The organism is Mesotoga sp. H07pep.5.4 (genome assembly GCF_003664935.1).
In the GTDB taxonomy this organism is placed as follows: domain Bacteria; phylum Thermotogota; class Thermotogae; order Petrotogales; family Kosmotogaceae; genus Mesotoga; species Mesotoga prima.
In genome coordinates, this window is the sequence record NZ_JFHM01000014.1 from 155867 (window position 1) to 168954 (window position 13088).

The window sequence follows — 13088 nt, forward strand, 5'->3', positions numbered from 1 at the left end:
TTGAGTGTGACAAAAGAAGACGTTATGAAGGCCCTTGGAGAAGTATACGATCTCGAAATAGGGTTCGATGTAGTCTCTCTGGGGTTGATATATGGAGTGGAGCTAGAAAATGAGAACGATGTCAAGGTCAAGATGACTTTGACGACGCCTATGTGTCCTCTTGCCGGACTGATGCTTGAAGATGCAAGGCGAAAGGTCAGCGAGATTGAGGGAATCGGCGATGTGAAGATGGAACTCACTTTTGATCCACCATGGTCACCCGAGATGGCTAGCGACGATGTAAGAAAGATCTTGGGAATGTGAATCTAAAAGAGCTAATCCATATATCGAAAAGAAAGCTTTCGGAGGCGGGAATAGAGAATTCCCGCTTCGTTATGATATCCCTGTTTAGGGGAGTTCTTTCCTTGAATGAAGCCGATCTGATCCTCAATGGAGAGAAGGAAATCGAATCGAAGTTAAGCGCAAAATATATGAAGGCCGTGGAAAGAGTTGTTGAGGGAGAGCCGATCGACTACGTATTAGGATTCAGAGAATTCTTTGGAATCAGGCTTGAGGTTACAAGGAGTGTTTTGATACCCCGAAATGAAACGGAAGAGCTAGTTGAGATAGTCATCGACGAAGAGAAGAATTCGAAAGTGTTCGCCGATATCGGAACTGGAAGCGGGGGGATAGCCTGTGCTTTAGCCCGCAATATTCCTTCTTCACTGGTCTTTGCAACAGACATCTCTAGAGATGCTCTCATGCTTGCCGAAAAGAATGCCAGAACGAACGGAATATTCAATATTAGATTCATTGAAGGTGACAACATATCAGGACTGAATGACTTTCTAGATTCTGTCGAGGTCATCGTTTCCAACCCACCGTATGTAAGGACGGGGGATCTAGATTCTCTGGACACCAACGTGAGGAAGTACGAACCTATAGTTGCTCTGGATGGAGGAAAAGACGGTCTTGACTTCTACAGGGAGTTTTTAAAATATCTACCAACGGGGAAAAAAGTTTATCTGGAAATATCTCAGTATGAGACCGAGGGTTTAAGAGAGTTAGTTTCTGACCTTAATGGATATTCCTGTGAATTCAAAAAGGATTTGTCTGGAAATTACCGTTTCATGATTCTTCGTCCAGAAGTCTGAGAGCTTCCTCTGAAAAGCTTTCAAGTTCAACTGAGAATATGTAGTCGGCAAGGTAATCGAGGCCAGTTTCATCTCTGTTGACAATCGCGACTCTGGCACCTGAGGATTTTGCAATTACTGGAAACTGAGCGGCGGGGTAAACCATCAAGGAGGATCCCATAGCAATAAAGAGATCGGACTTCAATGCAGCATTCTCGGCTCTTCTTATTGCATCCTGGGGTAGCATTTCTCCGAAGAAAACGATGTTTGGCTTGATCAGGCCACCGCAATCACATCTAGGAACATCGGATCTTTCAAGCAGTAACTCGACTTCTTTCCTTGTAAACCGTTTCTTACACTGCATGCATTCGAATTTGGAAACGGTCCCGTGTAGCTCCACAACTTCTTCTGCCCCCGACTTCTGTTGAAGTCCATCGATATTTTGCGTGATTATCGTCTCAATTAGACCCAGGGTTTGTAGTCTGGTGAGGAGAATGTGAGTAGCGTTTGGGCTTACGTCCGACATAGTGTGTATTCTCTCCTTTGCTACTCTATAGTACCTTGCCGGATCTTCAATGAAAGAGCTTAGCTCGAAGATGTCCGGAGAAATCTTGCTATATAGACCTCCCGGACTTCTGAAGTCGGGAATGCCGCTAGCGACAGATATACCTGCCCCCGTTAGTACAGAAGTGCAGGTCGATTCTCTTATCAGTGAAATGAAGTTCCTTGCTTCTTGACTTACTCTACTCACCTCTCGAGAATTGAATCTTCGGGAAGATAGTCTTGCCCGTATTGGTCCATATGAATTCATTTCCATCTGCGGCTACGGTTGGAGCTGGATCTAGATTAATTACCTTTGCGTCGGCCGGTATTGAAATTGTTAAGGAATAGGCATCACCTGTAAGGTCGAACTCCATGTCTCCCATGTCGGTATTAACAACACCATTTTCAACCGCTGCAAAGCCTGCGATAACGGCATGTTCGACTACTTTAACTCTGTTAGAACTCAGAACAGTTGCCGTTGACTGGAAGCTCTCTACTAACATCAGTCTGTCGAAGCTTTCCGAAAACTGAGTCATCGATTCCTGAAAGTCGGCCAGTTGTTCTTCCTGAGGCTTATCATATTGCTCAAGGAACTGAGTCATCTGGTCTGGTTTATTGAAGATTATCTCTGTCTCGATGTCAAGTGTCGCCCGTCCCTCGTAGTCGTATGAATAGTTGCTGGTTGAAGACAGGGTATCTATGTCCAGCCTGTTGTTGAATGCCATAAACATATTTATTGCGGTCATTCCAACCATGACAACAACAAGTATGATAAGAAGGGTATTGAATTTCATTTAAAACCTCCTGACAATTTTAGATTGATTCTGAGAATATGATAACATCATTCTATGCTAAAATACATTGTACAAAGCTTTTCATTTGACTTTGACGATCGGTAAAGGTTTTTATTTCGAGTTTCCGGTTTGGAGGGATTTCAGTGCGAATTCTTAGCGGTATGCGGTCTACTGGCAGACTTCACCTCGGTCATTTTATCACTCTGGAGAAGTGGAAAGAACTGCAAGACCAAGGGAACGAATGCTTTTACTTTGTGGCTAACTGGCACGGACTTACTTCCCATATAGACGAAACCTCTTCTTTTTACGATTGGAGTCTTGACATAGTGAGAACATACGTTTCGGCAGGTCTCGACCCAGAGAAATCTGTTCTCTTCATTCAGTCTGCAATAAAGGAGCATGCAGAGCTCTTTCTTTATTTCTCGATGCTCGTATCGGTTTCAAGGCTTGAACGAGTACCCACTTACAAGGATCAAAAGGAACAGATAACAGACAGAGATCTTTCAAGCGGCGGATTCTTACTGTACCCTGTTCTTCAGGCCGCAGATATTCTAATGTATCTTGCCACAGGAGTTCCAGTCGGTGAGGATCAGATATATCACGTGGAGTTGACGAGGGAGATCGCCAGAAAATTCAACAATCAGTTTGCCGAAGTTTTCCCTGAGCCGGAACCGATTCTCGCAAAGGTTCCAAAGCTTCCCGGAACGGATGGCAGGAAGATGTCTAAGAGCTACGGAAACTATATCCTGATAGACACAGATGAGAAAGAGCTATGGAAAATGATAGCTCCAATGATGACCGATCCGGCGAGAATGAGAAGGACTGATCCGGGAGACCCTGAAAAATGCCCGGTCTGGGATTACCACAAAGCATTCACTACCTCTGATGAAGAAAAGAGATGGGTTGTTGAGGGTTGCAAGACGGCGGGAATCGGTTGTATCGAGTGCAAGAGGCTTCTTCACAAGAATCTAGTTCAAAGGCTTTCTCCCGTCTGGGAAAAACTCTCTCATCTAAAAGAGAATTCAGATGAACTTTTCGAAATAATTGAAGATGGCAATAGGAAAGCTAGAGTGGTTGCAAAAGAGACAATGAAGAGGGTTATTGAAGCAACGAAGTTGGGGTGGTGAAGATGGAACAACTCGAACTGGTCTTCAGTTTCCCGGAATTTGAAGGACCGCTTGATCTACTGGTTTTTCTTGTGAGAAAACATCGGGTGGATATACGTTCAATTCCAATCACTGTCATAGCAGATGAGTTCATAACTCACGTCAACAAGATGAAATCTCTTGACATGGTCGTCACATCTGATTTCCTCGTCATGGCTTCAACCCTTATGGAAATGAAGTCTAAAGCGCTTCTCCCAAGAATGAGTGGCGGCGAAGCCGAAACATTTGACAATCAGAGAAAGGAACTTTACAGGAGAGTAGAAGAGTATAAAGCTCTCAAGGACCTTTCCAAAGAATTTCGGGTCAAGCTCTACGATGCTTACAACTACGAAAGAGCTACGGCGAAACCGACGGTCGATCAGAAAAGGAAGGAAGATCTCCCCGAGGAACTGACGGAGGCCTTCAAGGCTATCCTCAAAGAGACGGTTTTGAGAGATAGAGTTTATACGATTGTCTCTGAAAGTATCAACGTCGAAGATCGAATGCTTCAGATAGAGCAGCTATACGAGACGATAGAGCTATACAAATTTCTAATGAGTCTCGAAAGCAGGTCGGAAATCATCGTCTCCTTTCTTGCAGTACTTGAGCTGTTGAAATTGAACAGATACTATCTTGACACGGTAGAACCTCTAACTCTCAGGAGGAAAGCTTCGTGAGCGAGGAACTGACAAAAAAGGCGATAATTGAAGCGCTGATATTCTCTGCAAGAAGTGGAATCGAACCATCGAGAATCGCTTCGATCACGGGCATGAAGCTGAACCAGGTAATGCTTCTCCTGGAGGAGCTGGAAAGAGAATACGGAGGTCATGAACACGGAGTTATGATCAAATCCGTCAACGGCAAACTCAGGTTCTATACTAAAGCCTCAATTCAGTCATTTGTAAGTCAGATATCTGTAAGACCTTTAGTAAGCATCACAGATACCCAGATGGAGTCGCTTGCGATAGTCGCAGTTAAGGGCCCGCTTACAAGAAACGATGTCGAACTTATAAGAGGTCGTTCCTCTCAGGGACAGCTCCTGGAGTTATCGAAAATGGGGCTCATAAGCAAGAGAAAATCTAAGCTACCTGGAAGGCCTTATCTCTACAAAGTTACCTCCCGTTTCTACGAGTTGTTCCAGGTCGATGATCTTAAGGAGATAGTAAACGGTTTGGCCTTCAGCAAGGAGGAAGATGATCTTGAAACTTCACGAGATAATCTCTCAGATAACGAACATGTCAAGGAGAAAGTCGACTCAAGCGATTCTGGACGGGAGAGTGAAAGTGAACGGCCGGATCGAGACTTACCCTAGGCTTGACGTTTTTCCCGAGAGTTCGGAGATTCTTCTTGACGGAAGTAGACTGATTTTCTCTAATGAAGAGAAAGTGGTTTATCTCGTCAATAAGCCAGTAGGATACCTGAGTGCCATGAGTGATGATCGCGGAAGAAAGACGCTCTCCGATCTAGTCTCAGAACGAATAAAAGAAAGGGTATTTCATGTCGGAAGACTCGATCAGGACAGCTGCGGTCTGATACTCATGACGAATGACGGTGATCTTTCCAATCTTGTTTCCCATCCGGCATCAGAGATCGAGAAAACCTATGTAGTAGGAATAAAGGGAAAATTGACCGATCGCGATCTTGAAGCTGTGAAGGGTGGGTTGACGCTCGGGGATGGATTCATGACGTCGCCTGCAAAGATAAGGCTTGTGAGAAGCGACGGCGACTTTTCAAAATATGCGATTACCATTCATGAGGGTCATAAGAGAGAGATTCGGGAGATCTTTAGGGTATTAAACAAGTCTGTATCGAGCCTTGTCAGAGTATCCATTGGTCCTTTGAGCATATCTCTCGTTCCCAATCCCGGTGATATCAAACGTTTGAGCCGAAAAGAGATCGCATCACTGGAAAACGGGGCCCATCGCAAGGCCCCGAAGAAAGCTCAGAGAAAGAATAATTTTGGGAGTTAGAGTTAAAGACTAGTCGGTTAGATCGACGACGAAAGCCCCTATATATGTATCGGCCGCGCCGTAGTATAGTATGAGTCTATCTTCTTTAATCACAGCCCCTTCTATGAATATCACGTTTGGAACCTGCCCTTGTTTCTCCCATGAAAGTTCCGGTTCTGCAAGAGGTTTGTCGGTTCTCTTGATAATCTTTCTGGGATTCTCGATATCAAACAACGCAGCTCCAGGTCTATAAATCGTGGAGAAATCAGCACTGTTATATATCAACAGAATCCCTTCGTCAGTAATGATTGGCGTTGGCCCCGGTTCAATCAACCTGCTATCGAAACTTCCCTGTCTTGGTTCCATGACGGGTCTGGGGAAAATTGTCCAGTTCTTCAGGTCTGTGGAGTAAGCGAGTTTTATTGAGGAATCACCAAAATACATGTAGTACTTGTTGTCGATCTTCGCAGGTACTATAGCACCGGACTTTGACCAAGTGTCATCTTTGAATACCGGTCCCAGCTTTTCCCATTCTGCAAAGTCCTTTGAAGTTGCGATGCAAAGCCTAGCCTTTCCTCCATCGTATCCCGTGTAAGTAAGGATGTACAGGTCGTCAATCTTAACGATACGGGGATCTTCGCATCCACCCGGGATTTCATATGGTTCTGTTGGGTATATAAGGGGGGAAGGCTCTCTTGTAAATTCAAACCCATCGGTGGACTTCGCAAGGCCAATTCTGGATGTGCCGTTCCATCTACCCGTGCCACTCCAGTCTTCCGATCTGTAGAGAAGGTAAATTGTAGAGTCTATCATTATGGCGGCCGGATTAAAAACCGCTTTGCTTTCCCATTCGATCCCCTGTGGCATAAGAAGCGGAAAATCAGAAGCTCTCTCCATGGTGTATAGAGATTCGAAATCTATCGAAACGGCAACGCCAATTACACATGAGAGAAGCAGCACAATTACCAAAGATCTTTTCATCAAATCAACTCCTTATCCATTTCACCACGGTCTCTTTGTCGATTGTGGCAAGAGCGATATGGTTATCGGCTGCGCCATAGTAGACAAAGTACTTTTCTTCATGTTCTACCATCGCATCGGAGAATACAACGTTGGGGACACCTCCGAAAATCTCCCACTCTTCTTCCGGTTCAAGGATCGGTTCATCACTCCTCTTTACAACTTTCTCGGGATTTTCCAGGTCAAGGAGCATAAATCCAAGTCTATAAGTTGGCCTTGGAGTATTCTCTACTCCGTGATAAAGGACTAGCCAACCATATTCAGTCTCTATTGGCGGGGCCCCCACGCCGATTTTAAGGTTGTCCCACTTACCAGATCTTGGACCGGCTATCGGGGTGAATTCCGTCCAGGTCCTCAGATCTTCCGAATAAGCCAGATACATGTCGGGTTCGATCCTATGGAACATGAGATATCGACCTTTTACTTTCGCCGGGAATAGCGCAGCATCTTTGTTATCGACATCAGGGATTATCACTCCGTGACGTTCCCACCTGAGAAAGTCGGTAGTCGAAGCCATAGATATTCGTACGCCTTTTGGAGAGTAGGCCGTGTACTGCATGTAGACTTTTCCTTCAATTTCTGTAAGCCTTGGATCTTCCACCCCGTAAAGCTCCAGCTGGCTCCCTGGAGTGAAGACCGGTTTTTCGAAGCGGTTGAATCTAACACCATCTAATGAAACGGCGTATCCCATTCTCGAAACCATATCTTCGCCCTGAGCCCTATAAATCATGTGAAACAATCCTTGGCGTTTTATAACGGCGCAGTTGAAAACATACTTGGATTCCCAATGATGTTGCGAGATCGGAGAGAATAGGGGATTTAACGGATGTCTTTCTAGTTTGATCACAACTCTCACTCCTCATTTCAATGACATAGAGATTCCCTGAAGAAAGTACTTTCTGAACACCAGAAATATTAAGACCATCGGCATTGTTTGCAATACAGAACCGGCCAGGACTGGACCCAGATAACTCCCGTACTGCATATTAAAACTTGCAAGTAGTACAGAGAGAGGCATCTTCGAATAGTCGCTTACCACAATCAGTGGCCACATGAAATTATCCCATATTCCTATGAAAGTGAAGAGACCTACGATCGATACGGTTGAGCTTGTCAGTGGAACCAATACCTTGGTGATTATCCATAGATCATTGGCTCCATCCATTCTGGCCGCTTCCAGGTATTCGTTGGGAACTGCTCTGAACGACTGTGTAAACATGAAGACTCCCCAAGCAGAGACGAGTGAAGGTAGAATCAATGCCGTTCTAGTGTCTATAAGACCTAGATTTTTAATAAGAACGTACAGTGGAACTATGAATAGAAATCCCGGAAAGATCATCTGAAAGATTATGAAGTTGAATATGGCGTTTTTTCCCTTGAAGTTAAGCCTTGAAAGGGCGAAGCCAACAAGCGCTGAAGATACCAAGACACCGAGGGTAACTGTAACCGAAATGAAGATTGAATTGCCAAGAGCCTGAATAAATGGTCTCTCCATCTTGTCTGCGGCCTCAAGAATGAATCTGTAATTGTCCAGAGTAAACTGACTTGGAAGAAAACCTGAATAAATCTCATTGGTTGGTTTGAACGATGAGAGAAGCATCCATACATAAGGATAAATCCAAAGTATTGAGGCGGCAAAAAGAAATACATAAAGGATTATTGTCGGGACCTTCTTCATACAATCTCCACCTCTCTCTCGACCAGCTTCCTTGTAAGCAATACACAGCCATAGCTAAGTAATGCAACAACTATAGCCAGTGTTGAAGCGTACCCCGGATTGATCTTCTGGAAGGCTGTCGTATAAATCAGCATTTGAAATGTGTATGTAGTTCTCATTGGTCCCCCTCCAGTAATCAAGAATGGTTCCGTGAATATTCCGAAAGTCAGAGTAAGGGAGAGAACCAGTACCATGACAATCGACGGGTTTATCAAAGGTAAAGTTATCCTGAAGAACTTTGTCATCTTTCCGGCCCCATCAAGTTCTGCGGCCTCGTAAAGGCTCTCCGGGATCGCCTGAAGACCAGAAAAGAGTATTAGACCGTAGTATCCTATGAATTTCCATGTGACCATGATCGCTATTGAAAGAGTGGCCAGCTGAGGACTGCTGAACCATGGAATCGTAATTCCAAAAATCGCTCTTGTTAATCCATTCAAGGGGCCGTTTATCGCGAAGAGCTTTTGAAAAATTATGGAATAAGCCACTCCCGATGAGACATTTGCTACGAGAAATGCGAGTATGAAAAACGTTCGGAATAGCTTGACTCTCTTCAATCCAAGGGCAAAGAGTAAGGAAAGACCGAGAACCATGGGGATAAAGTACAGCATGAAGTTAAATGTATTGAAGAAAACTCTCCAGAACATTTCGTCCTGAAATAGTTCTATGAAGTTGTCAAACCAGATGAACTTCCTTGGGGTGAAGTAATTCCATTTTGACAAAGCAAGTATAACAAGCCACACAAATGGGTAACCCCAGAATATTGCCGTGTATACCAGATATCCCCCAGACAGAGACCAGCCCTTTATTGCATCGATGGTTTTCAGTCTCTTCCTCACTCTCAATCACCCCTTCTCCTAGAAGAGTTCTCTCCTTACTCTCGTAGCAGAGTCTTTAAGTGCATCTAGCGGAGTTGATTTTCCATACATTATTTGCTCTATCAAAAATGTTGTGAGAATTTCCTGAACTTCTACAGTCTTCGTAGTCAAAGCCGGCGGAACGGCGTAGGCAACGTGGCTCGCATAAGCAGCGAACTTCGGATTGTCCTCCATATACTCCTGGAAGATGGGATTCGTTAACAGGTCTTCCCTTGCCGGAGGAAGATTAGTGAACTCCATCCATTTTCTGTCTTTTTCAATATCCGAATAGACCCACTTAATGAATTTCCATGCAGCCTCCCTATGCTTTGTGGTGGCAAACATTACAAGCCCCTTGGTATCTGCGAAAGTGTAGATCGGTTTGTCCTCCGGATAATCATCTGGAACTGGAGGGGGAACGATTGTTATATGATCGAAGACATCGGGGAAGAGATTTCTCGCCTGGTTTATCTCCCACGGACCGAAGATCCCTCCAAGGACAACACCGAAATAGAAAGGGTTGCTTCCGAGATCAACTGCCGTCCAGTTGTTTCTGAACATGGTATCTATAAATGTAACGACTTTCTCGCCGGTCTCATTGTTGAAAAGTGCTCTGGCTTTTTCAACATCTAGATATGGAGCTCCTTCACTCGCGGCATAGTAGTAGGTTATGAAGTCGTACCATCGGTCGTACCAGTTTCTTCCCATTACCACAAGTGCTCCATACTTCTCGTACGGCACAGAATACTTCTCGCTTATCTCGTAGATCTCAGAGTAGGTTCTCGGCGGTCTGTCATACCCAAGTTCCTTCAAGATGTCTGATCTCCACCACATCATTATAGGGTTCGAATAGATCGGGAGTACGTAATAGTTATCTCCGAACTTCCAGTTTTCAACGATGGAGGTCATCTTTCTTTGCTCCACGAGTTCCCAGAAATCCGGGAAAGAGTTGAGGGGAATAAGTATATCTGCTTCGATGAGTTGTGCGGCGAATCCCGAAAATATGTTCGTACAGATATCTGGCATTCTTCCGGAAGCGATTGAAGTAAGGATAGCCTCTTCTGAGCTTCCCGCAGCGGGAATAGTCGACCACTTGATCTGGATATCAGGGTTGTTTTCATTCCACTCAGCCACTACTTCCTTCCAGAAGCTTTCTTGGAGAGGATTGGGCGCTGTCCAGAAGACAAGTTCAACGGCGAACAATCCCACAAAGAGACACGAAAACAAAGTTAACAGAATCAATTTTTTCATGTGATTTACCTCCTTTTTTATAAAGTGCTTTCTCTCTGAACAAATTCAGTGAATAGGGAGATCTTTGTTGGATGCGGTTCATTACCAATTAGCAGACTTTGTAGCCTCCTAGATCCAACTACTCCCATCTCATGCTTGAATATCTTGAAAGTAGTCAATGAGGGAGTAGTCGCCGAGGAATTGACGATGTCATCGAAACCCATGATCGACACCTCTTCCGGTATATTTATTCCTCTGGCCTGGAGCTCTTCCATCGCTCTTATCGCGGCGGTGTCGTTACATCCAAATACAGCATCGGGAAGTCCATATCTAGAAAGCAGCAGATCGATTATCGCGCTCATATTATCATTATCTTCATCGTATTCATAAGCTTTGGGAAGATATCCGGCGCCTTCCATTGCAGATATGTAGCCGTCAAAGCGGTCCTTGAATCCAAAATGAGAAAGGGGTCCGTGGATATTTACAATCTTCTTGAGTCCTTTCGAAATCAGTTTTTTCATTCCATATATTGCTCCATCATATCCATCAGATACAACGCAGTCGACCTTTACGCCGGCGAGATACTGATCGATAAGCACAACCGGTTTCTTAGTCTCCTTTGCTCTTCTTATATCCTCTTCAGTAATCTCTCCACCGATCAGCAGGTATCCATCGTAGTCTTCCGAAAAATCATTTGAAGGGACAAGAGTTCCCCTCATGTTGTTCCCCGCGAAAAACTCTTCTATTCCTTTGAGGACAATTGTGTAAAACTGATCGGATTGATCCGACAGGACGCGAAATAATCTCTTTCCTGCAACAATTCCAATATTGAACGCGAGCTTTCGACTTGCCAGAAAACTCGCGACTTTTGAAGGCTTGTATTCAAGTTCCTCGACGGCCAGCATAACCTTTTCTCTTGACTTCTTGGAGACATACCCACTTTTATTGAGCACTCGGGAGACGGTTGCTGTAGATACTTCGGCCAATTTAGCAACATCAGAAAGCTTAGCGGACAAAATTATCACCTCAGTATATGTAAACGCTTACATCTCTAGGATAAATATACCCTTATTTCGACTAGATAATCATGTCTATTCTAGATCCTTCTGGAACCTTTAGAAGCTTTTATACATTGTAGAGATTAAATTTCGCAATATTGCTTTTATTTTCCGCCTTGATGGCTGCCAGGTAGCAATTTTGGTTAAAAAATAAAGATAAACTTCATTAGAGAGAGATTAGATTATGCAGTAGCTTACTACAATATATAGATGATCAGAGCAGCTCTAGATACTTTTAGAACAAAAACGCAATTAGATTCTATAATTTCAACAATATGTAAGCGATTTCATATCGACCTTAGGGAGGTGTTAATATGAAAAGGTTCTTGGTTCTTTTCTTCATAGTGTTCTCAGTTTTTTCTGTTGCTGAAACAGTGAGAGTTCCAGTGTCTGTCAGCTCCTTCACTGGAGAACCCATTGCAGTAACAATATCGATGAGCGAGATCCTTGATCTTGTTGGAGTTGACTTTGACGCTAACTGGGATTCGCTTAAAGTAGTTCAGGATGGGAAGGAGCTTCCTTATCAAATTGACGATACCGATCTTAATGGCAAACTGTCGTCCGGGGATGTTATGGCCTTTCTGATTACAGGACCGGCAGAAATCACGGTTACCGACGATTTCGATATTCTTCCACCGGAGTTCGTTTCAGTGGGAAAGGTCGTGGAGGAAGAAGGACAGTGGCTTATCGAGATTGGAGAAATAACTGCAGTAGCGAATAGCAAGGGTCTAGTAAAGGTTACAGGCTTTGGAGATGTAGAGGGCACGATAGTAGACGAACTGGGAATTGTGAGAATGTCCGGCTACGTTGGATCTACATACTACGTAGATGGTGAATACGGGCGACATGAGGAAAAGACAAGTGGAGACTTCATAGTAAAGGAAGCTACAGTTCTTCCGGCAGGCCCCGTAGGAATAACAGTAGTCAGCACGCTTGAAGCCCAACCGTTCCTCGGAATAACCCAAAAGATAATCACAACATTATTCAGCAATGGGGATATCATTTCTCATAACACCTTCGAATTTGCGACATACGCCGAACTAATGAAACTGCAAATAATGGCAACAAGAGTATTGACTGACGCAGCCGAAGACACGGTCCATACACTCCCGGTATTCAGAAGACTTCTTTGGGCCGATCAGCTGAACATTACCCCGCTAGAATATTGGCTTGATAGAAATGCGATCATGTTTTCCGGAAACAAACCTTACATAGTTTTTCCGGCTGTCGATTCGATGAGACCTCTCTGGTGGGGTGCAACATACATTTTTGCCTCCCAGGAGAGCTGGAGAGCCAACTACTCGCAGTCGTTGAAGACTGGTGTAGCAGAGATAAATCCAGAGGTCCCAGTCGTGGTCGCCGACTATGAAGAGTGGATGGGTGGCCTTACCTGGGTATATGAGAGCAGAGAATTCAGAGACGGATACTTCGAATGGATGCCAGGTGAGATCGATATCTTCGAGAGTACGAAAGACTACGTATCATCGAATTGGGAAGACTATGTAAAGCACTTTGTGGCAGGAGATGTTGTCAGTTTCAAGAGGGTTTACTCGATATACAGTGCCGACTCGATAGAGGACTCAATAGAGTTCGTTGAAATGAAGAAGTCAGAGATTCAATCACTCAAGATCGGAGAATAACTGATCCTTAATGAAGGGTGAGAGGT

The 13088-nt window shown here is 44.3% G+C and carries 15 protein-coding genes; 7 read left to right on the forward strand and 8 right to left on the reverse strand.

Going from position 1 to position 13088, the window contains the following annotated elements; genetic code table 11:
• Positions 1-303 carry a metal-sulfur cluster assembly factor gene (locus tag Y696_RS08885; RefSeq protein ID WP_014731345.1) on the forward strand — a complete coding sequence of 101 codons (303 nt, stop codon included), beginning with the start codon at positions 1-3 and terminating at the stop codon, positions 301-303.
• The gene (prmC, locus tag Y696_RS08890; protein ID WP_121510297.1) at positions 300-1133 is read left to right on the forward strand and encodes a peptide chain release factor N(5)-glutamine methyltransferase; all 834 of its coding nucleotides are present in this window, start codon (positions 300-302) and stop codon (positions 1131-1133) included. The genes Y696_RS08885 and prmC overlap by 4 nt, the downstream gene beginning before the upstream one ends.
• Here the strand turns inward: prmC and Y696_RS08895 are convergent.
• Entirely contained in the window at positions 1108-1863 is a 756-nt protein-coding gene (locus Y696_RS08895) for an NAD-dependent protein deacylase (protein ID WP_006488244.1), read from the reverse strand. The genes prmC and Y696_RS08895 overlap by 26 nt on opposite strands.
• Positions 1856-2449 carry a DUF4897 domain-containing protein gene (locus tag Y696_RS08900; protein ID WP_006488242.1) on the reverse strand — a complete coding sequence of 198 codons (594 nt, stop codon included), beginning with the start codon at positions 2447-2449 and terminating at the stop codon, positions 1856-1858. The genes Y696_RS08895 and Y696_RS08900 overlap by 8 nt, the downstream gene beginning before the upstream one ends.
• 143 nt (positions 2450-2592) lie before the next feature.
• Between Y696_RS08900 and trpS the strand changes: the two genes are divergently transcribed.
• The 4 genes from trpS to Y696_RS08920 are packed head-to-tail and all read left to right on the forward strand — an operon-like array spanning position 2593 to position 5564.
• On the forward strand, positions 2593-3576 hold the full coding sequence (trpS, locus tag Y696_RS08905) for a tryptophan--tRNA ligase (protein WP_006488240.1): 984 nt from the start codon (positions 2593-2595) through the stop codon (positions 3574-3576).
• Positions 3577-3578: 2 nt separating this feature from the next.
• A complete protein-coding gene (locus tag Y696_RS08910) occupies positions 3579-4271 on the forward strand; it encodes a ScpA family protein (protein WP_121510298.1) in 693 nt (230 codons plus the stop codon).
• Entirely contained in the window at positions 4268-4906 is a 639-nt protein-coding gene (gene scpB / locus Y696_RS08915) for an SMC-Scp complex subunit ScpB (RefSeq protein WP_006488236.1), read from the forward strand. The genes Y696_RS08910 and scpB overlap by 4 nt, the downstream gene beginning before the upstream one ends.
• Complete coding sequence (locus tag Y696_RS08920) at positions 4788-5564, forward strand: pseudouridine synthase (RefSeq protein ID WP_006488234.1); 777 nt, start codon at positions 4788-4790, stop codon at positions 5562-5564. Before scpB ends, Y696_RS08920 begins: the two co-directional genes overlap by 119 nt.
• Positions 5565-5573: 9 nt before the next feature.
• On the opposite strand, the gene Y696_RS08925 is transcribed toward Y696_RS08920, so the two are convergent.
• The 6 genes from Y696_RS08925 to Y696_RS08950 are packed head-to-tail and all read right to left on the reverse strand — an operon-like array spanning position 5574 to position 11380.
• Positions 5574-6524, reverse strand: a complete 951-nt coding sequence (locus tag Y696_RS08925; protein ID WP_006488232.1) for a glycoside hydrolase family 130 protein — start codon at positions 6522-6524, stop codon at positions 5574-5576.
• 4 nt (positions 6525-6528) lie between these two features.
• On the reverse strand, positions 6529-7410 hold the full coding sequence (locus Y696_RS08930; protein WP_006488231.1) for a glycosidase related protein: 882 nt from the start codon (positions 7408-7410) through the stop codon (positions 6529-6531).
• A gap of 12 nt (positions 7411-7422) precedes the next feature.
• Positions 7423-8241, reverse strand: coding sequence for a carbohydrate ABC transporter permease (locus Y696_RS08935; protein WP_006488229.1), 819 nt, complete (start codon positions 8239-8241; stop codon positions 7423-7425).
• Positions 8238-9122, reverse strand: a complete 885-nt coding sequence (locus tag Y696_RS08940) for a carbohydrate ABC transporter permease (RefSeq protein ID WP_006488227.1) — start codon at positions 9120-9122, stop codon at positions 8238-8240. The genes Y696_RS08935 and Y696_RS08940 overlap by 4 nt, the downstream gene beginning before the upstream one ends.
• 12 nt (positions 9123-9134) lie before the next feature.
• Positions 9135-10385, reverse strand: coding sequence for an extracellular solute-binding protein (locus Y696_RS08945; protein ID WP_006488225.1), 1251 nt, complete (start codon positions 10383-10385; stop codon positions 9135-9137).
• A 17-nt stretch (positions 10386-10402) separates the two neighbouring features.
• Positions 10403-11380 (reverse strand): LacI family DNA-binding transcriptional regulator, encoded by a 978-nt coding sequence (locus Y696_RS08950; RefSeq protein WP_006488224.1) that lies wholly within the window; start codon positions 11378-11380, stop codon positions 10403-10405.
• 356 nt (positions 11381-11736) lie between these two features.
• On the opposite strand from Y696_RS08950, the gene Y696_RS08955 reads away from it, so the two are divergent.
• Positions 11737-13062 (forward strand): hypothetical protein, encoded by a 1326-nt coding sequence (locus tag Y696_RS08955; RefSeq protein ID WP_006488222.1) that lies wholly within the window; start codon positions 11737-11739, stop codon positions 13060-13062.
• The last annotated feature ends 26 nt before the right edge of the window (positions 13063-13088 follow it).

What these genes read in the sequence shown, in the direction of transcription:
- Y696_RS08945 (WP_006488225.1), bottom strand. Translation starts at nt 10,385, where the DNA reads ATGAAAAAATTGATTCTGTTAACTTTGTTTTCGTGTCTCTTTGTGGGA.
- Y696_RS08910 (WP_121510298.1), top strand. Translation starts at nt 3,579, where the DNA reads ATGGAACAACTCGAACTGGTCTTCAGTTTCCCGGAATTTGAAGGACCG.
- Y696_RS08935 (WP_006488229.1), bottom strand. Translation starts at nt 8,241, where the DNA reads ATGAAGAAGGTCCCGACAATAATCCTTTATGTATTTCTTTTTGCCGCC.
- Y696_RS08925 (WP_006488232.1), bottom strand. Translation starts at nt 6,524, where the DNA reads ATGAAAAGATCTTTGGTAATTGTGCTGCTTCTCTCATGTGTAATTGGC.
- Y696_RS08955 (WP_006488222.1), top strand. Translation starts at nt 11,737, where the DNA reads ATGAAAAGGTTCTTGGTTCTTTTCTTCATAGTGTTCTCAGTTTTTTCT.
- Y696_RS08920 (WP_006488234.1), top strand. Translation starts at nt 4,788, where the DNA reads ATGATCTTGAAACTTCACGAGATAATCTCTCAGATAACGAACATGTCA.
- Y696_RS08900 (WP_006488242.1), bottom strand. Translation starts at nt 2,449, where the DNA reads ATGAAATTCAATACCCTTCTTATCATACTTGTTGTTGTCATGGTTGGA.